Annotated in this window: 25 protein-coding genes; 14 read left to right on the top strand and 11 right to left on the bottom strand. The window is 64.6% G+C overall.

The window, feature by feature from the left end; translation table 11 throughout:
* Positions 1-58 precede the first annotated feature (58 nt).
* Complete coding sequence (locus VI26_RS04425; RefSeq protein WP_048408532.1) at positions 59-1,756, bottom strand: methyl-accepting chemotaxis protein; 1,698 nt, start codon at positions 1,754-1,756, stop codon at positions 59-61.
* Positions 1,757-1,964: 208 nt separating this feature from the next.
* Here VI26_RS04425 and VI26_RS04420 point away from each other — a divergent pair, with 208 nt between their 5' ends.
* The 3 genes from VI26_RS04420 to VI26_RS04410 all read left to right on the top strand — a co-directional run bounded on the left by VI26_RS04420 (position 1,965) and on the right by VI26_RS04410 (position 4,973).
* The gene (locus tag VI26_RS04420; RefSeq protein ID WP_048408531.1) at positions 1,965-3,941 is read left to right on the top strand and encodes a U32 family peptidase; all 1,977 of its coding nucleotides are present in this window, start codon (positions 1,965-1,967) and stop codon (positions 3,939-3,941) included.
* A gap of 175 nt (positions 3,942-4,116) precedes the next feature.
* Complete coding sequence (locus VI26_RS04415; protein WP_197081385.1) at positions 4,117-4,461, top strand: YkgJ family cysteine cluster protein; 345 nt, start codon at positions 4,117-4,119, stop codon at positions 4,459-4,461.
* Between the two features lie 44 nt (positions 4,462-4,505).
* Positions 4,506-4,973, top strand: coding sequence for a DMT family transporter (locus tag VI26_RS04410; RefSeq protein ID WP_048408529.1), 468 nt, complete (start codon positions 4,506-4,508; stop codon positions 4,971-4,973).
* Positions 4,974-5,045: 72 nt separating this feature from the next.
* On the opposite strand, the gene VI26_RS04405 is transcribed toward VI26_RS04410, so the two are convergent.
* Both VI26_RS04405 and VI26_RS04400 read right to left on the bottom strand, forming a co-directional pair.
* Positions 5,046-5,525: a Spy/CpxP family protein refolding chaperone gene (locus VI26_RS04405; protein WP_053074220.1), complete on the bottom strand. Its 480-nt coding sequence runs from the start codon at positions 5,523-5,525 to the stop codon at positions 5,046-5,048.
* Between the two features lie 337 nt (positions 5,526-5,862).
* Positions 5,863-6,345 (bottom strand): Spy/CpxP family protein refolding chaperone, encoded by a 483-nt coding sequence (locus tag VI26_RS04400; RefSeq protein ID WP_053074219.1) that lies wholly within the window; start codon positions 6,343-6,345, stop codon positions 5,863-5,865.
* A gap of 233 nt (positions 6,346-6,578) precedes the next feature.
* Here VI26_RS04400 and VI26_RS04395 point away from each other — a divergent pair, with 233 nt between their 5' ends.
* The 4 genes from VI26_RS04395 to gstA all read left to right on the top strand — a co-directional run bounded on the left by VI26_RS04395 (position 6,579) and on the right by gstA (position 10,576).
* Positions 6,579-8,843 carry a TerB family tellurite resistance protein gene (locus VI26_RS04395; RefSeq protein ID WP_048408528.1) on the top strand — a complete coding sequence of 755 codons (2,265 nt, stop codon included), beginning with the start codon at positions 6,579-6,581 and terminating at the stop codon, positions 8,841-8,843.
* A gap of 64 nt (positions 8,844-8,907) precedes the next feature.
* Positions 8,908-9,192, top strand: a complete 285-nt coding sequence (locus tag VI26_RS04390; RefSeq protein WP_048408527.1) for a VF530 family DNA-binding protein — start codon at positions 8,908-8,910, stop codon at positions 9,190-9,192.
* Positions 9,193-9,274: 82 nt separating this feature from the next.
* Positions 9,275-9,844: a DUF4337 domain-containing protein gene (locus VI26_RS04385; protein ID WP_048408526.1), complete on the top strand. Its 570-nt coding sequence runs from the start codon at positions 9,275-9,277 to the stop codon at positions 9,842-9,844.
* Positions 9,845-9,964: 120 nt separating this feature from the next.
* Positions 9,965-10,576, top strand: a complete 612-nt coding sequence (gstA, locus tag VI26_RS04380; RefSeq protein WP_048408525.1) for a glutathione transferase GstA — start codon at positions 9,965-9,967, stop codon at positions 10,574-10,576.
* An 83-nt stretch (positions 10,577-10,659) separates the two neighbouring features.
* On the opposite strand, the gene VI26_RS04375 is transcribed toward gstA, so the two are convergent.
* Positions 10,660-11,199, bottom strand: a complete 540-nt coding sequence (locus VI26_RS04375) for an NAD(P)H-dependent oxidoreductase (RefSeq protein ID WP_048408524.1) — start codon at positions 11,197-11,199, stop codon at positions 10,660-10,662.
* Positions 11,200-11,302: 103 nt separating this feature from the next.
* Between VI26_RS04375 and VI26_RS04370 the strand changes: the two genes are divergently transcribed.
* Positions 11,303-11,626 (top strand): helix-turn-helix domain-containing protein, encoded by a 324-nt coding sequence (locus VI26_RS04370; RefSeq protein WP_048408523.1) that lies wholly within the window; start codon positions 11,303-11,305, stop codon positions 11,624-11,626.
* Between the two features lie 34 nt (positions 11,627-11,660).
* Positions 11,661-13,568: a bifunctional 2',3'-cyclic-nucleotide 2'-phosphodiesterase/3'-nucleotidase gene (locus VI26_RS04365; protein ID WP_048408522.1), complete on the top strand. Its 1,908-nt coding sequence runs from the start codon at positions 11,661-11,663 to the stop codon at positions 13,566-13,568.
* Positions 13,569-13,584: 16 nt separating this feature from the next.
* On the opposite strand, the gene speD is transcribed toward VI26_RS04365, so the two are convergent.
* From speD to VI26_RS04345, 5 genes are read right to left on the bottom strand one after another with little or no spacing between them, the layout of a single operon-like run.
* Entirely contained in the window at positions 13,585-13,971 is a 387-nt protein-coding gene (gene speD / locus VI26_RS04360; protein ID WP_048408521.1) for an adenosylmethionine decarboxylase, read from the bottom strand.
* Complete coding sequence (locus VI26_RS24785; protein ID WP_197081380.1) at positions 13,968-14,132, bottom strand: hypothetical protein; 165 nt, start codon at positions 14,130-14,132, stop codon at positions 13,968-13,970. Before VI26_RS24785 ends, speD begins: the two co-directional genes overlap by 4 nt.
* 6 nt (positions 14,133-14,138) lie before the next feature.
* Positions 14,139-15,605, bottom strand: a complete 1,467-nt coding sequence (locus VI26_RS04355) for a DUF4178 domain-containing protein (protein ID WP_048408520.1) — start codon at positions 15,603-15,605, stop codon at positions 14,139-14,141.
* 8 nt (positions 15,606-15,613) lie between these two features.
* Positions 15,614-16,636 (bottom strand): SPFH domain-containing protein, encoded by a 1,023-nt coding sequence (locus VI26_RS04350; RefSeq protein ID WP_197081384.1) that lies wholly within the window; start codon positions 16,634-16,636, stop codon positions 15,614-15,616.
* A 40-nt stretch (positions 16,637-16,676) separates the two neighbouring features.
* On the bottom strand, positions 16,677-17,078 hold the full coding sequence (locus VI26_RS04345) for a DUF350 domain-containing protein (RefSeq protein WP_048408518.1): 402 nt from the start codon (positions 17,076-17,078) through the stop codon (positions 16,677-16,679).
* A 92-nt stretch (positions 17,079-17,170) separates the two neighbouring features.
* On the opposite strand from VI26_RS04345, the gene VI26_RS04340 reads away from it, so the two are divergent.
* The 5 genes from VI26_RS04340 (at position 17,171) to VI26_RS04320 (ending at position 22,539) form a co-directional block, all read left to right on the top strand.
* Entirely contained in the window at positions 17,171-18,682 is a 1,512-nt protein-coding gene (locus VI26_RS04340; RefSeq protein ID WP_048408517.1) for a polyamine aminopropyltransferase, read from the top strand.
* Complete coding sequence (locus tag VI26_RS04335) at positions 18,682-20,286, top strand: NAD(P)/FAD-dependent oxidoreductase (protein ID WP_048408516.1); 1,605 nt, start codon at positions 18,682-18,684, stop codon at positions 20,284-20,286. Before VI26_RS04340 ends, VI26_RS04335 begins: the two co-directional genes overlap by 1 nt.
* A gap of 187 nt (positions 20,287-20,473) precedes the next feature.
* Positions 20,474-20,812, top strand: coding sequence for a nucleotide pyrophosphohydrolase (locus VI26_RS04330; protein ID WP_048408515.1), 339 nt, complete (start codon positions 20,474-20,476; stop codon positions 20,810-20,812).
* Between the two features lie 97 nt (positions 20,813-20,909).
* The gene (locus VI26_RS04325; protein ID WP_048408514.1) at positions 20,910-21,638 is read left to right on the top strand and encodes an NAD-dependent protein deacylase; all 729 of its coding nucleotides are present in this window, start codon (positions 20,910-20,912) and stop codon (positions 21,636-21,638) included.
* Between the two features lie 97 nt (positions 21,639-21,735).
* The gene (locus tag VI26_RS04320; protein ID WP_048408513.1) at positions 21,736-22,539 is read left to right on the top strand and encodes a mechanosensitive ion channel family protein; all 804 of its coding nucleotides are present in this window, start codon (positions 21,736-21,738) and stop codon (positions 22,537-22,539) included.
* Positions 22,540-22,707: 168 nt separating this feature from the next.
* Here the strand turns inward: VI26_RS04320 and VI26_RS04315 are convergent, their stop codons facing one another.
* Positions 22,708-23,241: a DUF2059 domain-containing protein gene (locus VI26_RS04315; RefSeq protein ID WP_197081379.1), complete on the bottom strand. Its 534-nt coding sequence runs from the start codon at positions 23,239-23,241 to the stop codon at positions 22,708-22,710.
* Between the two features lie 69 nt (positions 23,242-23,310).
* Positions 23,311-23,931, bottom strand: a complete 621-nt coding sequence (locus tag VI26_RS04310) for a short chain dehydrogenase (protein ID WP_048408511.1) — start codon at positions 23,929-23,931, stop codon at positions 23,311-23,313.
* Positions 23,932-23,972: the final 41 nt, after the last annotated feature.

Raw genomic sequence — 23,972 nt, 5'->3', positions numbered from 1 at the left:
ATAAAAAAAAGCCTGGCAAGCGCCAGGCCAAGTGCGGAGAGAGAAGGGGTTGGGCGCTTCAGTTCGCGGCCGCAAGTGAATGGCTGGTTTGGCGTGATGCTTCCTCGAGCTGGCCTTGTCCGGATTGGGGCAAGGTGAAGTAGTTGATGCTGGCTTGCAGCTCGTTCGACATTTGCTCCATCTGGCAGGCGGAGTCGGCGGTCTGGCTGGCGGCGGCGCTGGTTTCCTCGGACATCTGCGCCACTTTCTCGACATTGGCGGCAATGCCGGTGCCGGCGGCCTGCTGCTCGTGCAGCGACACCGAGATCGCGCTCAGCGATTGCTTGACCCTGGCCACCTTGTCGTTGATGCCGGTGATGGCGGAGCGGGCGTCGCTGGCCTGCTGCAAGCCCACTTCCATGTGGTCCACGGTGTGGTGGATGTTCTGCACCACGTGGGCGCTGCTATCCAGCATCTCGCGGATGCTGCCGCTGATCTCGGCGGTGGACTGGGCGGTGCGCTCGGACAGCTTGCGCACTTCGTCCGCCACCACCGCGAAGCCGCGGCCCTGTTCGCCGGCGCGCGCCGCTTCTATCGCCGCGTTCAGCGCCAGCAGATTGGTCTGGTCCGCCACATCGCGTATCACCTGGATCACATTGGAAATCTGCTGCGAGCGGCTGCTCATCAAGTCGGCCTGCGCCTGCGAGGCGCGCGCCATTTCCGCCACCGATTCTATGGTGTGCAGGGTCTGGTCGATGATGGACTCGCCGCGGGTGGCCAGTTCGCCGGTGGAAACGGATTCGGTGGCCACGTCGGTGGTGTTGTCGTCCACCGAGCAGATGCTGACCGATAGCTGTTCCACCGACGCTGACATCGACGAGGCGGCGCGAGTCTGTTCCTCGGCGCTGGCGGCTACCTGTTCCGCCGCCGCCGCCAGTTCGGTGGCGTTGTTGCCCAGCTGGGTGATCACGTGCTGCATCGCGCGCACCATGCGGATCAGCCCGCTCTGCATCCGCGCCATCGAGGCGACGATGCTGTGCTGGTCGCCGGCCTTGACCTGCAGCCTCTGGCTGAGGTCGCCGTTGGCGATGCGTTCGGTCAAGGCCACCACGTCGCGCGGTTCGCCGCCGAGCTCGGCCAGCAGCGAGCGGATGATGATCAGGGCCAGGCCGGCGCCTATCGCCACGCCGCCGGCCAGCAGCAGCAAGGCGATGAGGTGGCTGGTGGCGGCGCGTTGCTGGGCTTGGGCGAATTCTTCCGCCGCCACCCGTAGCTGCAGATCGATCAGCGCGCCGATGCGGGAGGCGATTGGGTCGATCTCCGGATACATTTCCTTGTCCAGGAAGTGTTGCAGCGCGGCGCGGTCGCCGGACTGGGCCAGGGTTTTGAGCCGAGCCACGCTGGCGTCGGCGTGACGCATCGCCGTTTCGGCCTGGTCGGCCAGGGTTTTTTCCTCGGCGGTCAGATAGGTGGCGCGGTAATCGCCCCATTGTTTTTTCAAGGCCGCTTGCGAGCTGGCCAGGCCGCCGAGAAAGCTGTCGGCGCTGATGCTGCCGGCCTGTAGCTTGTGCGCGCCGTCGACAATGCCCACCGCATAGCTGTCGGCGACGATTTTCAGCTGTTTCAGGCACACCACGCGGTCGTTATAGGTGGTGGCGAAGTCGTCGAGTATGCCCTGCTGAGCGTGCTGGCCAAACAGGCCGATCAGGATGGGAATGGCCAGCAGGGCGACGACGAGCGCGCTTAAACGCTGGGCTATGGTCAGGCGGTTGAACATGGGGCTCTCCGGATGCAAGCTTTGATACGGATTTTGTCTGTTCCAAATGCTGGCGCGCCGTCCAAGGCGGCAGCGGGCTTCCGCTGGCCAAACTTGAAAGCCGGCGCAGTAAATCTCTATCTATAACTCCATGATTCCGTTATAATTCCGGCCCTTTGCGGCCGCCATCGCCCGACGCGGCCACCTATACTAAATGTCAGGAAACGCCATGAGCCTGTTGTCGCACCAGATCGAGTTGCTATCGCCCGCCAAGACCGCCGAAATCGGCCGCGAGGCCATTCTGCACGGCGCCGACGCGGTGTATATCGGCGGGCCCAGCTTTGGCGCGCGGCACAATGCCTGCAATAGCGTGGAGGATATCGCCGGCCTGACCGCGTTCGCTCACCGCTACCACGCGCGCATCTTCGCCACGCTCAACACCATCTTGCACGACGCGGAGCTGGAGCCGGCACGCAAGCTGATCTGGCAGTTGTACGACGCCGGCGTGGACGCGCTGATCATCCAGGACATGGGCATCCTGGAACTCGACCTGCCGCCTATCCAGCTGCACGCGTCCACCCAATGCGACATCCGCACGCCGGAAAAAGCGCGTTTCCTGTCCGACGCCGGTTTCTCCCAGGTGGTGCTGGCCCGCGAGCTGACCATTCCGCAAATCCGCAAGGCGGCGGACGCGGTGGGCTACGACGCCACCATCGAATACTTCATCCACGGCGCGCTGTGCGTGGCCTTCTCCGGCCAGTGCTATATCAGCCACGCCGACAACGGCCGCAGCGCCAACCGCGGCGACTGCTCGCAAGCCTGTAGGCTGCCGTACACGCTGACCGACAAGGACGGCGGCGTGGTGGCGTTCGACAAGCACTTGCTGTCGATGAAGGACAACAATCAGAGCGCCAATCTGGAAGCGCTGCTGGACGCCGGCGTGCGTTCGCTGAAGATCGAGGGCCGTTACAAGGACGTGTCCTATGTGAAGAACATCACCGCCCATTACCGGTTGCTGTTGGACGAAATCATCGAGCGGCGGCCGGAGCTGGCGCGCGCCTCCAGCGGCGACAGCGAGATCTTCTTCGCGCCGGACCCGGACAAGACCTTCCACCGCGGCGGCACCGATTACTTCGCCACCGGCCGCAAGATCGACATCGGCGCCTTCGATTCGCCCAAATTCGTCGGCGTCGGCCTGGGCGTGGTCAGCAAGGTGGGCCCGGACTGGCTGGAGATCGCCACCGCCGAAACCATGAGCAATGGCGACGGCATCAACTTCATGAAGAAGCGCGAAGTGGTGGGTGTGCAGGCCAATACCGTGCAGCAAGTGGGCAAGACCGCGGACGGCGAATTGCTGTGGCGGGTGTTTCCCAACGACGTTTCGGTGCTGGCCGGCCTCAAGCCCGGCGTGGACATCTGCCGCAACCGCGATCACGCCTGGGAACTGGCGCTGCTGAAAAAGTCCGCCGAGCGCAAGGTGGGCGTGTGGATGACGCTGAGCGAAAACGCCGACGGCCTGGAACTGAACATTACCGACGAGGACGGCGTCAGCGCCTCCGCCTGTAGTCCGCTGGCGTTGGAGCCGGCCAAGGACGCCGACAAGGCGCTGGCCGGCCTGCGCGACAATCTGGGGAAGCTGGGCAATACCATGTTCGTCGCCCACGATGTGACGCTGCAGCTGTCGCAGCCGTGGTTCGCGCCGGCTTCGGCGATCAACGCGCTGCGCCGCGACGCCATCGCCCGGCTGGAAGCGGCGCGCGTGCAGGCCTGGCCGCGCCAGCCGCGCAAGGCGGCACTGCAGCCGCCGGCGCCGTATCCGGAGAAGACGCTGAGCTATCTGGCCAATGTCTACAACAATCTGGCCTGGCAGTTCTATCGCAAGCACGGGGTGGAGCTCATCGACGCCGCCTACGAGGCGCACGAGGAAGAGGGCGAGGTCAGCCTGATGATCACCAAGCACTGCCTGCGCTTCTCCTTCAATCTGTGTCCGAAGCAGGCCAAGGGCGTGAAGGGGGTGATGGGCCAGGTGCGCGCCGATCCGATGACGCTGAAGTCCGGCAACGAGACTTACACGCTGAAGTTCGAATGCCGGCCCTGCGAGATGCATGTGATGGGCAAGATGAAAAAGCACATCCTGAAGACGCCGCCGCCGAGCGAGGTGGCGTACACCGCGCCCTTGACCTTCTTCAAGCAGCGGCCGCAATAAGGGTTTGCGCGCCAATGGCGGGGAGGCGGGTAAAATGCGCTTCTTTCTTTTTCCTATCCGGAACAATTCTTAAATCATTCGCCGGCCACGCCGGCAGCACGGGGAATCAAACGTGGCCGACATCGAGCGCCTGGACACCTGGGTCAAATACAAGAACGGTTTGTGCGATGACTGCATGGGCAGCTGCTGCTCCATGCCGGTGGAGGTGCGGCTGTCCGACCTGGTGCGCATGGGGGTGGTGGACGAGTTCGAGCTGGAAGAGCCGATCAAGAACATCGCCAAGCGCCTGGAAAAACAGCGCTTGATCCAGCATTTTAATTTCAAGCGCGAGTTGTTCACGCTGGCGCGGCGCGCCAACGGCGATTGCATGCAACTGGATCAGAAAACCCGCTTGTGCACCATCTACGAGCGGCGGCCGAATACCTGTCGCAACCACCCCAAGGTGGGTCCCAAGCCAGGCTTTTGCGCGTATACCCGCAACCCGCAGAAGATCGCCTTCCATCGCAACACCGCGGCGTGAGCGCTGTTTCACGTGAAACCCTCCGTTGACTCGACAGGATCGTCATGAACCCTATTTATCCTTTATTCGCTTTCGCCATTGGCGTAGTGGTGCCGCTGCAGGCCGCCATCAACAACCAGCTCAAGGGCGTGCTGGGCAATAGCACGCTGCTGGCGGCCCTGGTGTCGTTCTCGGTGGGCAGCCTGTGCCTGGGTGGGTTGTCGGTCGCCACCGGCCAGAAATGGCAGGACCTGGCGGCGCTAGGCCGGGTGGAATGGTGGATGCTGCTGGGCGGCGCGATGGGGGCGATGTTCGTGTTCGGCACCACCTTGCTGGCGCCGCGGCTGGGCGTGGCGGCGATGCTGTCGCTGGTGATCGCCGGTCAGGTATGCGTGTCGCTGTTGTTCGACCGTTTCGGCTGGCTGGCGATGCCGCTGCGCGAAGTGAATCTACCGCGGCTGCTGGGCGCGGCGCTGGTGGTGGGCGGAGTGTTGCTGGTCAACTTCGGCGACAGGTGGTTTGGACGCGCTTGAGTGATAGGCGCGGAGTCAGCAAGTAAAAACGGCAGCCTGAGGCTGCCGTTTTTCTTGGCCGGCGCGCGGCGCTTATTTGGGCTGCGGCTTGGCCATCGAACCCATGCGGCCTTTATGCTCCATCGGGCCGTGCCATTGATCCATCACCTTCTGCTGCTCCGGCGTCAGCTGGGCGTAGAAGGTTTTCAACGCGTCCAGGCGCTTCTGCATGCCGTCCTGGTGCTGTTTCATCATGTCCAGCATGCGTTCCATGCGTTGTGGCGCGGTTTCGCCAGCCTGTGGCTTGGGCGGCATCGCCCGTTCGCCCGGCTTCATCGATTCGGTGTAGGTTTTCCAGGCGGCTTCTTGCTTGGCTTGCAGTTTCAATTGATCGTGCAGCGCCTGCAGGTGGCGGGCGGCCATGGCTTCGCGCTGGGCCGGGTCCATGTGGCGGCCTTTGCCCATCATCAGCATCGGATTTTGCGACGGCGCATCGTCGGCGGCCAGCGCGGAACCGGCGACGCCGGCGGCGAGCAGGGTGGCGATCAGCATGGGCTTGAACAGCTTGGTCATGATTGAAGACTCCTACCGAGGTTGATTACGCAGTCAGTATTGGCGATGGATGTCAGGCAAGTATTGCTGACGGCCGCGCGCTTGTTGCGGAATGTTAAAAAACCGGGCGGGGCAACAAAAGGAGACGGATGGAAGGACGCGGGGCGCGGAGCGCGGGGGCTGCGACCGGCGCTTGGCTCCGGCCTGGTTCTCAGAAGGTGTTTATGATCTCGCGAGCTAAGGCGAGACAAGGCGAAAACGAGCGAAAAAGCGGAATGTACACGTGGTACATGAGCATTTTGAGCTGGTACTCACCGCGTAACGCGTCCACGACGCGCAGCAGATCATAAACAGGTTCTCAGTTGTGCGGCTCGCTGGACTGGCCTGCCTGCAGCTTGCGCATCGGGCCCTGGCCTCTGCCGCCCATCGGCGGCGGGCTGTCCTTGTCCATGATCTTGCGCTGCTCCGGATTGAGCTGGGCGTAGAAGGACTTGAGCGCTTCCAGCCGCTTCTGCAGGTTCAGCAAGTGGCGCTGCGCCATCAGCACGCGCTGTTCCATGCGTTCCGGCGCGGTGTCGCCGCTGTCGGCGCAGGGAGGCATCGCGCCGGGGCGGCTGGCGCTGGCGAAGGCCAGCCAGGCGGCTTCCTGCGCCGGCTGGATCTTCAGCTTGTCGTGCAGCGCCTTCTGGTGCTGGGCGATGAAGGCGTCGCGCTTGGCCGGGTCGATTTTCCACGGCCGGCCGGCGAAGCTGCCCATCGGCGGGCAGTCCATTTCCGGCCGCGCGGCCTGGGCGGCGCCGGCGAGCAGGCAGGCTAAAACAAGGGGTATCAGCGGTTTCATAGGGCGGGCCATTCCGTCAATGGCGGCGACGCGGCGTGAGCGGCGTCGGTTTAGGTTTACTCCAGTATTCTGGGCGACGATTGTCAATTAAGTATGAGTCGGCCATTCGCAATTGTTACCAAATGTAAAGCGTCGCGGCAAGCGATTTGATGGCGGGCTTTTTCCCGTTCACGACGGCGATTTGGACTAGAGTGAAATGCGGCATCCCCGTCTCGCCGCCGGAGCGCTTTCGCATGAGTCAGCCAGCTTCTTCTTTCCCGTTTTTCCCCGCGTCCGGGCTCGCCGCGCTGAATGGCGCGCTGGTGGACTACTGGGTGGACGCCTGGCAGCGTTCGGTGTTGTATTGCGACATCCTGCGCCAGCGCGGCGATACTTATCTGGAGCACGCCGCTTCCGGTCATCCGCCGGTGTTGGTGTTCGATTACGACATCATCGTCGATGGCCGCGAACTGGAGCAGCCGGTCAATTATGCCTTGTCGGCGATCCGCCCGCCGGACGGCTGCCCGAAACCGGATCCGGCCAAGCGGCCCTTCGTGGTGATAGACCCGCGCGCCGGCCATGGGCCGGGCATAGGCGGCTTCAAGATGGACAGCGAGATCGGCATCGCGCTGCGTCAGGGACACCCGTGTTATTTCGTGATGTTCTTCCCGGTGCCCGAGCCCAAGCAGACCATAGAATGCGTATGGCGCGCCGAGAAAGTCTTTCTGCAAAAGGTCAATCAACTGCATCCGCACAGCGCCGGCAAGCCCTTCGTCATCGGTAATTGCCAGGGCGGCTGGGCGCTGGCGATGCTGGCGGCCACCGCGCCGGAACTGGTGGGGCCGATTCTGCTGGCCGGCTCGCCCTTATCCTATTGGGCCGGCGTGGCCGGCAAGAACCCGATGCGTTATTCCGGCGGCCTGTACGGCGGCACCTGGATGGCCTCGCTGGCCGGAGACCTGGGCCATGGGCAGTTCGACGGCGCCAACCTGGTCAGCAATTTCGAGCAGCTGGACCCGGCCAATACCTACTGGAAGAAACCGTACACCCTGTACGCCAAGGTGGATTCCGAGCGCGAGCGCTTTCTGGAGTTCGAACGCTGGTGGGGCGGTCATTATCTGCTGAACAAGGCGGAGATGGAGTGGATCACCCAGAACCTGTTCGTCGGCAACCGCTTGAGCCACGGCGAGGTGACGCTGGAGCAGGGGCGGCAGGCGGTGGATCTGCGCAATATCCGCTCGCCCATCGTGGTGTTCGCTTCCTGGGGCGACAATATCACCCCGCCGCAGCAGGCGCTGTTCTGGATCGCCGATCTTTACGGCAGCGTGGAGGACATCCGCGTCAATGAACAGACCATAGTCTATTGCCTGCACGAGCAGGTCGGCCACCTGGGCATTTTCGTGTCCGCCGGCGTGGCCAATAAGGAACACAGCGAACTAGCCAGCGCGCTGGATCTGATCGATGTGCTGCCGCCGGGCTTGTACGAGGCGGTGATCACCGATACCCATCCTGAAATGGCCGGCTTGGAGTATCTGCAAGGGCGCTATGTGATCCGCTTCGAGCCGCGCGATATCGACGATATCCTGGCGCTGGGCGACGGCCGCCAGGGCGAGGCCGCTTTCGAGGTGGTGCGCCGGGTGGGCGAGGTCAACCAGCAGTTGTACGACACCTTTGTCTCGCCGTGGCTGCGGCTGTACGGCAATGAACACGCCGCGCGCTGGCTGCGCGCAATGCACCCGTCTCGCCTGGAGCGGCGCTGGTTTTCCAGCGGCAATCCCTGGCTGGCCGGGGTGCGGCAATGGGCGGAGCGGGTGCGCGAGGAGCGGCGGCCGGTGACGGAGGACAATCCCTTCTGGCAGTGGCAGCAGAGCTATGCCCAATTGGTGGAAACCACGCTGGACGGCTGGCGCGACGGCCGCGACGCCTGGCAGGAGCTGAGCTTCCGCGCGCTGTTCGAGTCGCCGTGGAGCGCGGCGCTGGCCGGTTTGAAGCCGCAGCGCGAATACGGGGTGCGCAAGGCGGACGGCAGCTGGGAGCGCAGTGAAATGCTGCGGCTCAAGCGTCAGGAACTGGAAGCGCATTACGCCGAAGGCGGGCCGGTGGATGGGTTTTTGCGGCTGTTGATCTATGTCGCCATCGGCAATGGCGTGGTGGATGTGCGGCCGTTCAACGCCATCCGCCGGGTGATGCAGGAAACCGCGCTGGGCGAGGATCTGACGCTGGAGCAGTTCAAGCAGGCGGTGCGACGCCAGACCTGGCTGGTGCGCAACGATGAGAAGCGCGCGCTGGCGACGCTGGAGCAGCTGCTGCCCACCGATCAGCAGCGCCGCTTCGCGCTGGAACTGGCGATTCTGCTATTGCAGGCGGCCGGCCCCATCAGCCAGGAAAAGCAGCAGCGGCTAGGCCGGCTGGCGCTGGCGATGGGGGTGGCGCAGCGCAACGGCGGCGCGGCGGCGGAAACGGTCAAGCCGGCGAGCAAACGCGCGCCGCGTCAGCGCAAGCCCAAGCCGGCGGCCTGAGCGCGGCTTTGCCGCGGCGCCGGCGCGGGGTACACTGCGCCGGCCAAAGCCAGAGAACACATGCATGAACGCAAGCCAAGCCAATAATCCCACCCACGGCGTCACGCTGGAGCAGATGCTGAACCAGCTGGTCGGCCACTACGGCTGGCCGGAGCTGGGCCGGCGCATCCAGATCCGCTGCTTCAATCACGATCCCAGCGTCAAATCCAGCCTGGCCTTCTTGCGCCGCACCCCGTGGGCGCGCCAGCAGGTGGAAGACTTGTTCGTGGCGCTGAAGACCCGGCCGCAGGCGGCCGCCGGTTCCGGAACGGATTCTCGTCCGCGGCTGTTTTCCAAAAAATCGTCCTGACGATCCATTGTCCCTGTCCACGGTTTGACGCTGTATTGCGTTATGGCGATGGGAACCCCCTATCGTCAGCCGGGAGCGTGAGATGGAACTGGAAATCAGCGTGGAAGCGGAGAAGAAGTACTTGAACAGCCTGGTGGCGCTGACCGTGGTGCTGCTGTCGGTGTTCATGGGGCTGGGCAAGCTGAAGGACGACAATATCGTGCAGGCGCGCCAGCTATTGAAGGCGGACGCGGTGGACAGCTGGTCCGAATACCAGTCCAAGAAGATCAAGCAGCACCTGGCGGAAAGCAGCCAGCGCCAGGCGCGCTTGCTGGCGCTGGCCAACCCGGCGGCGGCGGCGGCCTTGCGGCCGGAGCAGGCGGCGATTCAACACGATATCGCCCGCTACGCGGCGGAGGTGCAGGCCTTGCAGCTCAAGGCCAAGGCCAAGGAGCAGGGCTTCGAGGAGTTGAACGCGCGTCATGAGCTGTTCGACGTCAGCGACGCCGGCCTGTCCATCGCCGTCGCCTGCGCCGCGGTGGCGGCGCTGGCCGCCAATTTCATCCCGCTATTGTGCGCCTGGGGCTTTGGCGCGCTGGGCGTGTTTTTCTGGCTGGCGGGTTTCGCCGGCTGGAACATTCATCCGGGCTGGATCGTCTCTCTGCTGGGCTGAGTCTCCGCGACAGCGGCCCTATCGGCGGCAGGGTTGCAAGCGTCATTGATTTGGCTCAGGCTGTCGGGGTTTTCGCATGCAGTGTGTTTTGTTCTGAATGATCCTGACAGGAGATGAACGATGAAACTGTATTTGTCCCCCGGCGCCTGCTCGCTGTCGCCGCATATCGTGTTGTTCGCCAGCGGCCTGCCGTTTGAAACCGAGAAGGTCAATCTCAAGGTGCAGCCGCATCTGACCGAGGGCGGGGTGGATTTCTCCACCATCAATCCGCGCGGCTATGTGCCGGCCTTGCTGCTGGATAACGGCGAACTGCTGGCCGAGGGCGTGGCCATCGTGCAATACCTGGCGGACCAGGTGCCGGCCAAGCAATTGGCGCCGGCCAATGGCACGCTGGAGCGCTATCGGCTGCAGGAATGGCTGAACTATATCGCCACCGAGGTGCACAAGGGCTTCTCGCCGCTGTTCTATCCCAATAGCGATGAACTCAAGCAGCAGACCTGGGACAAGCTGACCCGCCGCCTGGGGCTGGTGGAGCAGCAACTGGCGAAAACGCCGTATCTGCTGGGCGAGCGTTTCAGCGTGGCCGACGCCTATCTGTTCACCTGCCTGAACTGGGCGCAGTTCGTGCAGCGTTCGCTGGGCGATTTCCCGGCGCTGATCGATTTCCAGAAACGCGTGGCGGCGCTGCCCTTCGTGCAGCAGGCTTTGAAGGCGGAAGGCTTGCTGGAATAATTCCAACTGGAACAGGAATAAGTTCGCTGTTCCAGACAAGATCATGCCCGGCTCCGGCCGGGCATTTTTCATCGCGGGTGGATTTATACTGCCTCGGCCTGCAGGTGCCGCAGATACGCGTCCGCGCTGGCCTCGATCTCGGCATCGCTCAGATCGTGCTCGGCGCCGTGCAGCGCGAAGCCGGGCAGCCATTCAGCGCGGATGTAGCGGCAGGTCAGTTCGAATGGCCGCAACACTTCCTCCATCCGGTACCGATAGCGGCCGTCCGCCGCGAAGTCCCGCTCGCGTATGCCGGTGGACACCGCCACGCTGATGCGCTTGTCCCGCATGCGCCAGTCTTCCGGCCATGCGCCGATGGCGAAACCCTCGTCCAGCACCTGGTCCTGCCAGGTTTTCAACAGCGGCGGCGAACTGAACCAGTACAGCGGGAATTGCAGCACGATGCGCTGGTGGCGGTTCAGCAGCGCTTGCTCGCGCGCCACGTCGATCTTGCCGTCCGGATAGGCCTGATAGAGCGAGTGCACGGTGTAGTGCTCCGGATGCCGGCTCAGCGCGGCCATCCAGCGGCGGTTGATGCGGGATTGTTCCAGATCGGGGTGGGCAACGATGATCAGGGTTTTCATGACGCTTCCTGTAAAATGGGAGCGGCCATGCTAGCAATGGATCAAGTTTTTGATAAGTATGCACTTTTTTGTTTCATAAGTACCAAAAGGTAACTGTGTCCGCATGAGCGAACTGAATTTTCCCATCGACGCCACCGTGCGGCTGGTGGGCGGCAAATGGAAGTGCGCGATACTGTGCCACTTGTCCGAGGACAGCCGGCGCACCGGCGAACTGCGCCGCTTGCTGGGCGGGGTGTCGCAGAAGGTGCTGACCGAGCAGCTGCGCGAACTGGAGCGCGACGGCCTGATCGCGCGCACGGTTTACGCGGAGGTGCCGCCGCGGGTGGAATACCGCTTGACCGAGCTGGGCGACACGCTGCGGCCGGTGATAGACGCGATGTGCGCCTGGGGTGCTTTCTATCTGGAGCGGCCGACGGCGGGCGTATAATGCGGGCGCGATAAAACCAGAAAAGGGCTGTCCCGTGAAACTTGCGCCTCTCCTCGTCTCCTCCCTGTTGGCCGCGCTGGCCGCAAACGGCTGGGCCGCCCCGCTGAAACTGCGGGTGCTGGAAACCTCCGACGTGCACATGAACCTGCTGGATTACGACTACTACCAGGACAAGCCGACGCAGGATTTCGGCCTGGCGCGCGCGGCGACGCTGATCCGCGCGGCGCGGCAAGAGGCGCGCAACAGCCTGCTGATAGACAACGGCGATCTGTTGCAGGGCAATCCCTTGGGCGATCTGGTGGCCAAGATTCAGCCGCTGCGCGCCGGCGAGGTTCATCCCGCCTACAAAGTGCTTAACTGGCTGCGCTACGACGCCGGCAATATCGGCAACCACGAATTCAATTACGGCTTGCCCTTTCTCGGCCAGGCGCTGAAGACGGCGGCCTTCCCCTATGTCAACGCCAATGTGGTGGACGCCAGGACCGGCCGGCCGTATTTCCAGCCCTATGTGCTGCTCAAGCGCGAATTCAAGGACGAGGACGGCCAGCCGCAGACGCTTAACATCGGCGTGATCGGCTTTGTGCCGCCGCAGATCATGCAGTGGGACAAGGCCAATCTGCAGGGCAAGGTGGAGGTGAGGGACATCGTCGACACCGCGCGCCGCTATCTGCCTGAACTGAAGCAGAAGGGCGCCGACATCGTGATCGCGGTGCCCCATTCCGGTTTCGAAAAAGGCGACAGCGCGCGCTTCGCCGAGAACTCGGTGGCCGGCCTGGCCGAGGTGGCCGGCATCGACGCCATCCTGTTCGGCCACGCCCACGCGGAATTCCCGTCTTCCGCCTTCGCCGGCTATCCCAAGGTGGACCTGGCCGCCGGCACCATCAACGGCGTGCCGGCGGTGATGCCGGGACGCTGGGGCGATCATATCGGCGTGGTGGACCTGGTGCTGGAGCGCGGCGACGGCGGCTGGAAAGTCAGCGGCAAACAGGCCGGCCTGCGCGCCATCTACGACAAGCAGGCCAAGAAATCGCTGGCGGCCGCCGAGCCCAAGGTGGCCGAGCTGATCGCCGCCGAACACCGTCGGACGCTGGACTATGTGCGTGGCAAGGTGGCGGAAACCCGCGCGCCTATCTACAGCTACTTCGCCCAGGCGGCGGACGATCCCTCGGTGCAGATCGTGGCCGAGGCCCAGGCCTGGTATGTGAAGAACACGGTCAAGGGCACCGAGTACGAAGGCTTGCCGGTCTTGTCCGCCGCCGCGCCATTCAAGGCCGGCGGCCGCCAGGGCTGGAATTACTACACCGACATCCCGGCCGGCCCGCTGGCGATACGCAATCTGGCCGATCTCTACATCTATCCCAATACGCTGAAGGCGGTGAAGGTCAGCGGCCGCGAAGTGCGCGAATGGCTGGAGATGTCGGCCGGGCAGTTCCTGCGCGTCGATCCCAAGGGAGCCAAGAGCCAGCCGTTGCTGAACCCTGAATTCCGCTCCTACAACTTCGACAGCATCGCCGGCGTCAGCTATGAGATCGACGTCAGCCGGCCGGCGCGCTACGACGCCGACGGCAAGCTGGCGGCGCCGGACAGCCATCGCATCGTCAAGTTGAGCTATCAGGGCAAGCCGATAGACGAGAACGCCAGCTTCCTGGTGGCCACCAACAACTACCGCGCGTCCGGCGGCGGCCACTTCCCCGGCATCGACGCCAGCCGCGTGGTGGTGGATTCGCCGGATGAAAACCGCGCGGCGGTGGCGGCCTATCTGGCCGAGCGCAAGGTGGTGAACCCGGCGGCCAAGCCGGCCTGGCGCATCCAGCCGGTGGCCGGCGTCGCGATGCGTTTCGACACCGGCGCCGGCGCGCTGCGCTATCTGGCGCGCCAGCCGCAGTTCCGCCTGGCGGCGGAGCATGGCGACGGTTCGGTGAGCCTGGAGCTGGTGGAGTAGTTGTCGTTAACGCCCCTCATTCCCTTATGGGAGAGGGCTTGGAGAGAGGGGCAAGAGGATCTCCGCGTTTATGCAGCTGGCTGTGGACCTCGGCCGGTTGCAGCGCCTCGCGCAGCCGCGCCAGCGCGGCGTCGATGCGGGCCTGGCCGCACATGAACAGGTCCAGCGCGGCGTAGCCGTGTTCCGGCCAGGTGTGGATGCTGAGGTGGGATTCCATCAGCAGCAGGATGCCGGTGACGCCCTGGGCCTCGCCGAAGTGATGGACATGGCCGGCCAGCACGGTGGCGCCGGCGGCCTGCGCCGCCTGGCGCAGCGCCTGTTCCACCTGGGCCGGATCGCTGAGGCGCTGCGGCGGACAGCCGTGAAAATCCGCCAGCAGATGCCGGCCAATCGCCGTCTTCATTTATGGCCGCCGCCGCCGCTGCCCCAGCCGGAGGAGCCGCCGCCGCTACCGCTGCTCCAACTGCGGGTGCTGGAGGTGCGGCTGTCCATATTGGAAAAATTGAGCATGGTGGTGATCACGATCACCAGCAGGCAAAATGCTTTATAGAGTCCTGGCGACATCGGCATTCATTCCTTCTGCTTGAGCGGTATCGCCAGCACGCAGCAGGCGAAGAAGCAGATCAGCAGACCATCGCCGATATCCTGGCTCAGGAAGGCCAGCGGCAGATTGATCAATAACAGCACCAGGCCGAATTTGACGGCGATGGCCTTCAAGTCCCCGCCGTCGTCCTCGGCGGCGGAAAAGCCCGGCTCTATCGGCGTGGCGCTGCCGAACCAGCGGCCGACCTCGACCGAGGTGGCCAGGCTGCTGCAGCTCCAGGTCAGTTCCTGCGCCGACAGCTCGCGCGACAAGCGCTTCTGGCCGCCGGAGATCTGGTATTCGCTGAGCTGCACCTGGTCGCCCAGCTTGGCGCGCCAGGGGAAGGCGCCGGCGGCGTAGACGACGCGGGCGGCGTAGTCTGGATAAGCGCGCTGATAGGCCTTGTTGCCCAGCATCGCGTAATCGGCGCGCAAGCTGTCCACCCACACGTCCATCAGTTCGCCGATGAACCAGCCGTCGCCGCTTTCCACCAGCCAGCGGAAGCCCTTGTCCACGTTGTAGAGCAGGTATTCGCACCAGCGGCTGTCGGGGTCCTCTGCTTCGGCCCACACCAGCGCGCCGGTCAGCGTCCACGGCAGCTTGTCTATGGTGGCGGTCTTGCCCAGTTCCAGCGTCAGCGGCGTGTCCAGCTGTTGTTGCGCGGCGCCCAGCGCCACGGCGCGATCGCCGCTGGCGTCCACCTGGGCGTGGCAGTGGCCGCAGACCAGTTGGGTGGCGGTGCCGGCGCGGTAGCTCAGCGGCGCGGCGCAGGACGGGCATTCCAGCGAAGCGACGCTGCCTTTCAGCTTGCCGGTGGCCTCTTCTATCATCCGCGTGTCGCGCAGCCGCTCCATGCGCAGTTGCGGCAGGGTGACGGCGTTGCCGAGGAAGAGCTGGGGGTGTTGTGGATCGTCGGAGTAATCCAGCGTCAGGAATTGCGCCTGGCGGCGCGCGTCCACCACCTTGGCCTGCCAGCCGGCGCCCACCTGGAACGGCAGTTCGCCCTCGCCAGCGGTGCACTCGGCGGTGCGCACATCGGAAATCACGAAATCGGCGTCGCCGTGGCGGAAGGGCGCGCCGGGGAGCTGGCTGTCGAAGCCGCCGGCTTCCTGCACCGCGCCGCCGGCCAGCGTCAGCGTGTACTGGCCGACGCTTTCCGACAGCCAGCCGTCGCCGCCGTCGTCGAACAGCAAATACCATTCGTTCCACAGGCCGGCGTCGTAGCGCAGCTGGATGCGGCCGACGACGTTGAAGCCGCGGCCCAGGTACTGGCCGCAGCTGGTGATCTGCAGCGGCGAGTAATCATTGAGCAGCGCCGCCATCTTGCCGATGTCGCGCACGCTGTCCGCGTCGCGCAGCAGCGTGCTCTGGCAATAGGCGCACACCGCCATGGCGGAGGCCTCGGACTTGAACTCGACATCGGCGCCGCAGGAGGGGCAGGCAATACGGTACATGCGCTAGCTTAGCCCACCAGTTTCTTCAGCACGTCGGCCTTGGCCGCGTCGTAATCCACCTGGGTGATCAGACCCTGGTCCAGCAGGCCCTTGAGCTGGGCTAGCTTGGCTTGCGGATTGTCCGCCGCCGGTGCGGCGGCCGGCGTTGCTTGTGCGGTGGGCGCGGCCTCCGGCTGCACCGCCTGCTGCATGGCCTGGCCCATCAATTGGCCGACGCCGACGCCTGCCGCCAGCCCGGCGCCCAGGCCGGCGATGCCGCCCTCGTTCTGAGCCGCCAGCGGAATGCTTTCCGCCGCCTGGTAGCGGGTGTACTGGTTGAGATCACCGGCCATGCCCATGGCGATGCGCTTGTCTATGGCTTTTTGCAGCTCTTCCGGCAGCGAGATGTTTTCCACCGCGAAGCTGTCCAGCGCCAGGCCCAGGCGCTGGAAAACCGGGACCAGCGCCTCGCGGATCTTGTCCGCCATCAGGCCCTGGTTGCCGGCCATGTCGAGGAAGGGCACGCCGCTGCCGCCCAGCACGCTGCTCATGGTGGCCACCACCTGGTTGCGCAGCTGTTGTTCCAGTTCGTCGCGGGTATAGCTGTCGCGGGTGCCGCTGACCTCGGTGAAGAACAGGCGCGGATCGGCCACGCGGTAGGAATAGACGCCGAAGGCGCGCAGCCGCACCATGCCGAAGTCCTGGTCGCGTATCGTCAGCGGCTGGGCGGTGCCCCATTTGCGGCCCAGTTGCAGCCGGGTGCTAAAGAAGTGCACATCGGATTTGAAGGGGGATTCGAACAGCTTGTCCCAGTTCTTCAGATAGGTCAGCACCGGCAGGGTCTGGGTGGTTAGCTTGTACATGCCGGGTTCGAACACGTCGGCGATCTTGCCTTCGTTGATGAACACCGCCGCCTGCGATTCCCGCACCGTCAGGCTGCCGCCGTACTGGATCTCGTTGTCCTGCATCGGATAACGCCAGGCCAGCACGCCGTCTTCCTGTTCCTGCCACTCCAGGATGTCGATGAACTGCTTCTTGATGAAAGACATCAGGCTCATAGTGTCTGCTCCAATTGAAAAGGCGCGGCCGGGTTCAGGACAGGCTGCCGGCGTTGATCAGTCCCACCGCCAGGTGGATGGATCCGGCCAGGATGCCCATCGCCAGATTATTGTCTATCAGCGCGCGGCTCAGATCCTTCAGACAGCGCGCCACCACCATGTGGACGACGATCTGCACCAGCATGGCCAGCAGCGCCCACAGCATGAAGCTGTTCCAGTTGTTCAGGTGCCAGGCGCTGGAGGCCAGCGTCAGCGAGAAGCCCAGCAGCGCGCCGGCGAAGGACACCGCGGCGGCGTGGCCGTTGTCGCGGATCAGCTTCAGCTCGTCTATCGGGGTGACCCAGCAATAGATCACCGCGAACAGCGCCAACAGCGCGAGGCCGCTGCCCATATAAGTCAGGTAGGCGAGCAGGGCGGGCAGGAAGGCGGCAATCATGGTCGGGCGTCCTTTGTCGGTGCGGTGCGCGCACGGCGGTAGGCCGTGGGCTGGGGCATAATGGCGGCTATTCTACCCACAATGACAATCCAATGCGAAATCGCTTGTTGATAGTATCGGTGTTTATCGTGGCCTCCTGCGGGCTGGCCTACGAGCTGATCACCGGCGCGCTGGCCAGCTACCTGCTGGGCGACTCGGTGCTGCAATTCTCTTCCATCATAGGCTGTTACCTGTTCGCGATGGGGGTGGGCTCCCATCTGTCCAAATACGTGAAGGACGAGCGGGTGCTGGATGCCTTCATCGAAATCGAATTGCTGGTCGGCCTGATCGGCGGCGTGTCCGCCGCCGTGCTGTTCCTGGTGTTCGCCTGGGCCGGCGAGCCGTTCCGGTTGGTGCTCTATGGTCTGGTCTTCGTGATCGGGGTGCTGGTGGGCATGGAGATCCCGCTGGTGATGCGGGCGATGAACCAGCGCCAGGCCAGCTTTTCCGAGCTGGTCAGCCAGGTGCTGACTTTCGACTACCTGGGCGCGCTGGCGGTGTCGCTGCTGTTCCCGCTGGTGTTGGCGCCCAGGCTGGGCCTGTCGCGCAGCGCGCTGCTGTTCGGCCTGCTCAACGCCGGCGTGGCGCTATGGGCCTGCCGCGCCTTCCGCCATGAATTGCGCCGGCCCGGCCTGCAGCTGGCGCGCAGCGGCGTGGTCTTGCTGCTGCTGATCGGCGGTTTTCTGGCCTCCGACCAGCTGACGCGCTGGAGCGAGAAGGCGGTATATGGCGACGAGATCATCCACGCCGAGACCACGCCCTATCAACGGCTGGTGATCACCAAGTGGAAGAGCGATCTGCGGCTCTACATCAATGGCAATCTGCAATTCTCCAGCCGCGACGAACACCGTTACCACGAGGCGCTGGTGCATCCGGTGCTGGCCAAGCTGCCGTGGGCGCGCAATGTGCTGGTGTTGGGCGGCGGCGACGGCCTGGCGGTGCGCGAGATGCTGAAATACCGCAATATCCAGCACATCACCCTGGTGGACCTGGACCCGGCGATGACCCGGCTGTTCAGCCGCTCCGAGCCGCTGCGCGCCTTGAACCAGGGCTCCCTGACCGATCCGCGCGTCACCGTGGTCAACGACGACGCCGCGCGCTGGCTGGAACAGGACCACGGCAGTTTCGACGCCGTCATCGTCGACTTCCCGGACCCATCCAATTTCGCCTTGGGCAAATTGTATTCGGTGCCGCTGTACCGGCTGCTGGCGCGCCACCTGGCGGAAAACGGCCTGGCGGTGGTGCAGTCCACCTCGCCGATGCACGCGCCGCGCTCGTTCTGGAGCGTGGACGCCACCTTGCGCGCCGCCGGCCTGCACACCACGCCCTACCATGCCTATGTGCCGTCCTTCGGCGAATGGGGCTTCATCATCGCGTCCAAGAAGCCCGGCTACACGCCGCCGGAACGCTATACGGTGCCGCTGCGTTTCCTGGACAAGGAGGCCACGCGCCAGATGTTCTTCTTCCCGCCCGACATGCCGCGCTGGAAGGTGCTGCCCAATGAGCTGAACAATCAGCAATTGGTGCACTACTTCGAGCAGGACTGGTCGCAGGTGCTGCGTTGATGCGCCGGCGCGAGGTGTTGCAACTGGCGGCGGCGCTGGCCGGCCTGCCGGTGTTGTCCGGCTGTGAGCGGGTGATGCGGCTGGGCCTGCCCTTGCGGCTGAACCGGCCGGGCATGGCCGCCGGCCACCGGCTGCGCGGCGGCATGACGCCGCCGCCGCCGCGTGAAACCCGGCATTGCCGCGTCGCCATCGTCGGCAGCGGCGTGGCCGGCCTGTTCGCCGCCTGGCGGCTGCGCAAGGAGGGCTTCGACGACGTGGTGGTGCTGGACGGGCCGGAGCCGGACGGCAACGCCGCCGCCGGCGCCTTCGGCGGCTATCGCTATCCCACCGGCGCCCACTATCTGCCGCTGCCGTCGATGGAGTCGCGCCATGTGCGCGAACTATTGGCCGAGATGGGCGTGATCGAGGCCGACCCCTTCGCCGCGCGGCCGCGCTTCGACGAGAACGTGACCGTGCACGCGCCGGACGAGCGGCTGTGGGTAAACGGCCAGTGGCAGGAAGGCTTGCTGCCGCGGCTGGGCATGGATGCGGACGAACTGGCGCAGCAGCGGCGTTTTCTCGCCCAGACCGCCGCCTGGCGCGAACAGCGCGGCCGCGATGGCCGCCGCGTGTTCTGCGTGCCGTTGGCGCTGTCCTCGCAAGACCCGGCCTGGACCGCGCTGGATCGGTTGAGCTTCGCCGACTGGCTGCGCGCCAACGGCTACACCGCGCCCGGCCTGCTGTGGTATCTGGACTACTGCTGCCGCGACGATTACGGCAGCGCGCTGGCCGCCACCTCGGCCTGGGCCGGCCTGCATTATTTCTGCAGCCGCGGCGGCCAGGCGGCCAATGCCGAGGAGGGCGCGGTGCTGACTTGGCCGGACGGGCTGAATCCGCTGATCCGCCATCTGCGCGCCCGCATCGGCCCTGAGCGGCAATGGCCGGGCGTGGCCTGGCGAGTGGCGCCGGCTGGCGCCGGCATGGCGGTGGACTATCTGGACGCGGCCGGCGCCAGCCGGCGCCTGCTGGCCGAACGGGTGATCCTGGCGACGCCGCTGCATGTCAGCCTGCATCTGAGCGGCCAATTGCCGGAGCTGGGCTTCGAGCGCCGCCATCTGCCGCCGCGCGCGCCGTGGCTGATAGGCAATTTCCTGATCGACCGTTTCCCGGCGGAGCCGGTCGCCGCGCCGCTGGCCTGGGACAATGTGGTGTACGGCAGCCGCGGCCTGGGCTATGTGGTGTCCACCCATCAATTGATCCGCGCGGCCAAGCCGGAGCAGAGCGTGTTCACCAGCTACCACGCCTTCGCCGACCTGGCGCCGGCGGATGCGCGTAAAATGCTGGAGGCCGCCAGCGCCGAGGATTTGTTCGCCACCGCCGCCGCCGACCTGCTGAGCGTGTACGGCTGGCGTTTCCGTCAGTCGCTGCTGCAAGTGGAGTTGACCGCGCGCGGCCACGCGATGGCCAGCCCGGCGCCGGGTTTTTTGTCCAACCCCGGCTTGCAAGCCTTGCGCGCGGCCGATGGCCCGCTCCTGTTCGCCCATTCCGATCTCAGCGGCCTGTCGCTGTTCGAGGAGGCGGCGTGGTGGGGGGAGCAGGCGGCCTTGAAGGTGCTTGGCGCATGAGAACCTGTTCATAGTCTGCTGCGCGTCGTGGAACGTTACACGGTGAGTACCGCTTCGAAATGCTCATGTACCACGTGTACATTCCGCTTTCTCAGCCGCAACGCCTTGTCTCGCTCTTGCTCGCGAGCCTTGAGCAGGCTTTGAGGCGGCAAGCGGCTGTTGTTCCACGTGAAACCCGGATAGAACGATGAGCGAAACCCTGATCTCTACTGAAAAACTCACCGCCGCATTGCAGCGTTTCGCCGATGAACGCGACTGGAACCGCTACCACACGCCGCGCGGCCTGATGCTGGCGCTGGTGGGCGAGGTGGGCGAACTGGCGGAAATCTTCCAATGGCTGAGCGACGAGGAAGCCGCCGCACTGCGCGCCGATCCGGCGCGCTTCACCCATCTGCAGGAGGAAATCGCCGACGTGCTGCTCTACCTGACGCGGCTGGCGATGGTGACCGGGGTGGATCTGGACGCGGCGGTCCGCGACAAGATGGCCAAGAACGCCATCAAATACCCTGTGCCAACGGCCGGCTGAGCCTTTGTCATGAAAAAGTTAAGCTGGGGCTTGGCGCGGTTGCCGCGGGCCGAGCCTGGCTTAACATTTTGCTTAATTCACTAGCTGGAATGCATAGATGTCCGAGCAAATCCACCGCCTGCGCCAGATGCTGGAGCAGGCGGAAACCATTGTGGCCTTGACCGGCGCCGGCATGAGCACCGAATCCGGCATCCCCGACTTTCGCTCCGCCAACGGCCTGTGGTCGCGCAGCATGAGCCTGGCCGAGGTGGTGTCCATCGATTATTTCCGCCGCGATCCGGAGGCGTTCTGGCAGGCGTTCCGCGAGATCTTCCGCATCAAGCTGATCGGCGATTATCGGCCCAACGCCGGCCACCAGTTCCTGGCGGAACTGGAGCAACAGGGCAAGCGGGTGACGGTGCTGACTCAGAACATAGACGGCCTGCACGCGCGCGCCGGCAGCAGCCGGGTGTTGGAATTGCACGGCAGCCTGCTGACCGCCAGCTGCCCCGGCTGCGGCACCACGCATGCGCTGGACTACATTCTGCACCACCCGCTGCCCATCTGCCGACTGTGCCACGATGTGCTCAAGCCGGACGTGGTGCTGTACGGCGAGGCGGTGCCCTTGATCGACCTGGCCTTCGACGCCGCGCTGCAGGCGGATCTGCTGCTGGTGCTGGGCTCATCGCTGGAGGTGTCGCCGGTCAATCTGATCCCGCTGGAGGCGGCGCAGGCCGGCGTGGCCACCGCCTTGATCAATTACACGCCCACGCGCATGGATCATGCGTTCGATCTGCGCATTCAGGGCGGCATAGGCGAGACCTGCCGCGCGCTGGCGGAGGCCTGAAGCCACGGCCGGCAAGGCCGCAAGATTCGTTTGGTATTTTTGCAGTAAGCTCCTATCTTTAATCATGTTGCGAAACCGTTAAAAAGGGGATTTACAAATGGATGCCATCAACTGGAGCCACTGGGCGGATCTGGCGGTGAAGATTGGCCTCAATATCGTGTCGGCCATCCTGCTGTGGCTGGTCGGCCGTTGGCTGATCAAGTTCGCCACCCGGATGCTGGACGCCAAGCTGGCCAGCAAGTCGCTGGACCACACCATTCGCCAGTATGTGAAATCCTTCCTGGATGTGACGCTGACCATCGTGTTGGTGATCGGTATCCTCGGCTTCTTCGGAGTGCAGACCACCACCTTCGCCGCGGTGATCGCCGCCGCCGGCGTGGCCATAGGCATGGCCTGGAGCGGCTTGCTGGCCAATTTCGCCGCCGGCATCTTCCTGGTGGTGCTGCGGCCGTTCAAGGTGGGCGACGCGGTGGGCGTCGCCGGCATCGTCGGCACGGTCAAGCACATCGGCCTGTTCGCCACCGCGGTGGACACGCCGGACGGAGTGCTGACCCTGATAGGCAATAACAAGATCTTTTCCGACACCATCCAGAACTTCAGCGTCAACGAACAGCGGCGGGTGGACCTGAAAGCCCAGCTGGCGGCCAGCGCCGATCACGCGGCGGCGATGAGCCTGTTGCGGGAGGCTGTGGCCAAGGTGCCCAATGTGCTGGCCAGCCCGGCGCCGGACATCGGCCTGCTGGAGTTCACGCCCTTGGGCCCGGTGCTGGCGGTGCGGCCGTACTGCAAGCCGCAGGATTACTGGCAGGTGTATTTCGACAGCAACCGCGCCATTCGCGAAACCCTGGCCGCCGCCGGCTTCCCGGCGCCGGAGCAGGCGATGGTGGTGCGCCAGGGCTGAGCGGCGCAAGCGCGATAACGGGGCCCTTGGCCCCGTTTTGTCATCCGCCGCTTCAGTGAGACGGTGTTGAAAACGTCTCCGAAATACTCATGTACCACGTGTACATTCCGCTTTTTCGCTCGTTTTCGCCTTGTCTTGCCTTCGCTCGCGAGACTTTGGAACCGGCTCTCAGCGCGCGCTGTGCTGGCGCGCGAACTCATCCATTTGCAGCTTGAGCTTGGGTAGCAGGCGCTGGCCCATGTCCTTCATCAGCAGCGGGCCGGTTTCCGCCATGATCTTGGGCATCAGCCGCAACATCTTGCTGCCGGTGGGGGTTTGATAAAACGCGTTCATCTCGTGAATTTCGGCGACGCTGAAATTCTTGCTCAGCGCCTGGACCTGCATCTCGTTCATCAATTTGCGGGTTTCGGGCGAGCGGAAATAGTCTTGCTGGGTTTTCAGCACCTGCTGCAAAAGCGCGCTGGCCTTGCTTTTGCAGTCCGGCGTTTCTGCGCAGTCCGGCAGGGTTTGCCACAGCTGCTGCTCCATTTGCTGCTGCATGGTGCTTTCCATCTGCTGCATGGATTGCACGATCATCTCGTCGTAACGCATGGACTGCAGCAGCGCTTTGGCGGCGGCGACGCTGTCTTCGGCGGCAAGCGCCGGGCCGGCGTGGAATAGGGCGGCGCACAGACCGGCGGCGAGCATGGATTTAAGGCGCATGGTCGTTTTCTCTTGTTGGAACAAACGACCATGCTGATGGCTTAGGCTGGAGGCGTCAACCATGCCGCCTCAGCCATGGCCGGCGCCGAAACGGTAAATCTGCCCGTTCTGAATGCCTTCTATGCTCAGGCTGTAAGCGCGCGCGACCTCGGCGGCGGACACTTGCGGCGCGCCGCGGAACAGGTGGCCGTATTGCGGCGCGGACTCGCTCAAGAGCAGCGGCGCCACCAGATTGATGCGTTGGCGGCGCGGCAGCTCGGTGGCGGCGGCGACGACGAAGGCTTCCAGCGCGCCGTTGACCATATATAGATTGCTGAACAGCGGCACGATGCTCTGCGGGTCCCAGACGCCGCCGACCAGGGTGAAGGAGCCGCCGTCATTGAGTTTGTCCATGCCGTGCAGCACGGTGTTGACCTGGCCCAGCAGCTTGGACTCCAGGCCCACGCGGTAGTGTTCGGCGCGCATCTCGCTCAGCGGCGCCAAGTGGCCGTTGCGCCCGCCGGTGGCCACCGCCACCGCGTCCAGCCTGGGCAGGCGGCGGAACAGCTCGATGATGCTGTTTTCGTCCTCGATGTCCAGGCGGACCTCCCCGCTGTGGCGGCCGGCGGTGATGAGTTCGTGGCGGCCGTCCAGGGCGGCGATGACGGCCTGGCCGATGTGGCCGCTGGCTCCGATCAATAAAATCTTCATGTTTCGCTCCTTCATGCATTCCAGTGTTGTGGGGAGCACTG

Origin of the sequence: Chromobacterium sp. LK1, from assembly GCF_001043555.1 — a bacterium.
GTDB lineage: Bacteria > Pseudomonadota > Gammaproteobacteria > Burkholderiales > Chromobacteriaceae > Chromobacterium > Chromobacterium aquaticum.
The sequence above is the reverse complement of the archived record's forward strand: the minus strand, read 5'-3'. Positions and strand labels throughout refer to the sequence as shown.

Bases quoted from the DNA above. Each gene is read 5' to 3' on its own strand.
- VI26_RS04425 (WP_048408532.1), bottom strand. From the start codon at position 1,756: ATGTTCAACCGCCTGACCATAGCCCAGCGTTTAAGCGCGCTCGTCGTC.
- VI26_RS04420 (WP_048408531.1), top strand. From the start codon at position 1,965: ATGAGCCTGTTGTCGCACCAGATCGAGTTGCTATCGCCCGCCAAGACC.
- VI26_RS04415 (WP_197081385.1), top strand. From the start codon at position 4,117: ATGGGCAGCTGCTGCTCCATGCCGGTGGAGGTGCGGCTGTCCGACCTG.
- VI26_RS04410 (WP_048408529.1), top strand. From the start codon at position 4,506: ATGAACCCTATTTATCCTTTATTCGCTTTCGCCATTGGCGTAGTGGTG.
- VI26_RS04405 (WP_053074220.1), bottom strand. From the start codon at position 5,525: ATGACCAAGCTGTTCAAGCCCATGCTGATCGCCACCCTGCTCGCCGCC.
- VI26_RS04400 (WP_053074219.1), bottom strand. From the start codon at position 6,345: ATGAAACCGCTGATACCCCTTGTTTTAGCCTGCCTGCTCGCCGGCGCC.
- VI26_RS04395 (WP_048408528.1), top strand. From the start codon at position 6,579: ATGAGTCAGCCAGCTTCTTCTTTCCCGTTTTTCCCCGCGTCCGGGCTC.
- VI26_RS04390 (WP_048408527.1), top strand. From the start codon at position 8,908: ATGAACGCAAGCCAAGCCAATAATCCCACCCACGGCGTCACGCTGGAG.
- VI26_RS04385 (WP_048408526.1), top strand. From the start codon at position 9,275: ATGGAACTGGAAATCAGCGTGGAAGCGGAGAAGAAGTACTTGAACAGC.
- gstA (WP_048408525.1), top strand. From the start codon at position 9,965: ATGAAACTGTATTTGTCCCCCGGCGCCTGCTCGCTGTCGCCGCATATC.
- VI26_RS04375 (WP_048408524.1), bottom strand. From the start codon at position 11,199: ATGAAAACCCTGATCATCGTTGCCCACCCCGATCTGGAACAATCCCGC.
- VI26_RS04370 (WP_048408523.1), top strand. From the start codon at position 11,303: ATGAGCGAACTGAATTTTCCCATCGACGCCACCGTGCGGCTGGTGGGC.
- speD (WP_048408521.1), bottom strand. From the start codon at position 13,971: ATGAAGACGGCGATTGGCCGGCATCTGCTGGCGGATTTTCACGGCTGT.
- VI26_RS24785 (WP_197081380.1), bottom strand. From the start codon at position 14,132: ATGTCGCCAGGACTCTATAAAGCATTTTGCCTGCTGGTGATCGTGATC.
- VI26_RS04355 (WP_048408520.1), bottom strand. From the start codon at position 15,605: ATGTACCGTATTGCCTGCCCCTCCTGCGGCGCCGATGTCGAGTTCAAG.
- VI26_RS04345 (WP_048408518.1), bottom strand. From the start codon at position 17,078: ATGATTGCCGCCTTCCTGCCCGCCCTGCTCGCCTACCTGACTTATATG.
- VI26_RS04340 (WP_048408517.1), top strand. From the start codon at position 17,171: ATGCGAAATCGCTTGTTGATAGTATCGGTGTTTATCGTGGCCTCCTGC.
- VI26_RS04335 (WP_048408516.1), top strand. From the start codon at position 18,682: ATGCGCCGGCGCGAGGTGTTGCAACTGGCGGCGGCGCTGGCCGGCCTG.
- VI26_RS04330 (WP_048408515.1), top strand. From the start codon at position 20,474: ATGAGCGAAACCCTGATCTCTACTGAAAAACTCACCGCCGCATTGCAG.
- VI26_RS04325 (WP_048408514.1), top strand. From the start codon at position 20,910: ATGTCCGAGCAAATCCACCGCCTGCGCCAGATGCTGGAGCAGGCGGAA.
- VI26_RS04320 (WP_048408513.1), top strand. From the start codon at position 21,736: ATGGATGCCATCAACTGGAGCCACTGGGCGGATCTGGCGGTGAAGATT.
- VI26_RS04315 (WP_197081379.1), bottom strand. From the start codon at position 23,241: ATGCGCCTTAAATCCATGCTCGCCGCCGGTCTGTGCGCCGCCCTATTC.
- VI26_RS04310 (WP_048408511.1), bottom strand. From the start codon at position 23,931: ATGAAGATTTTATTGATCGGAGCCAGCGGCCACATCGGCCAGGCCGTC.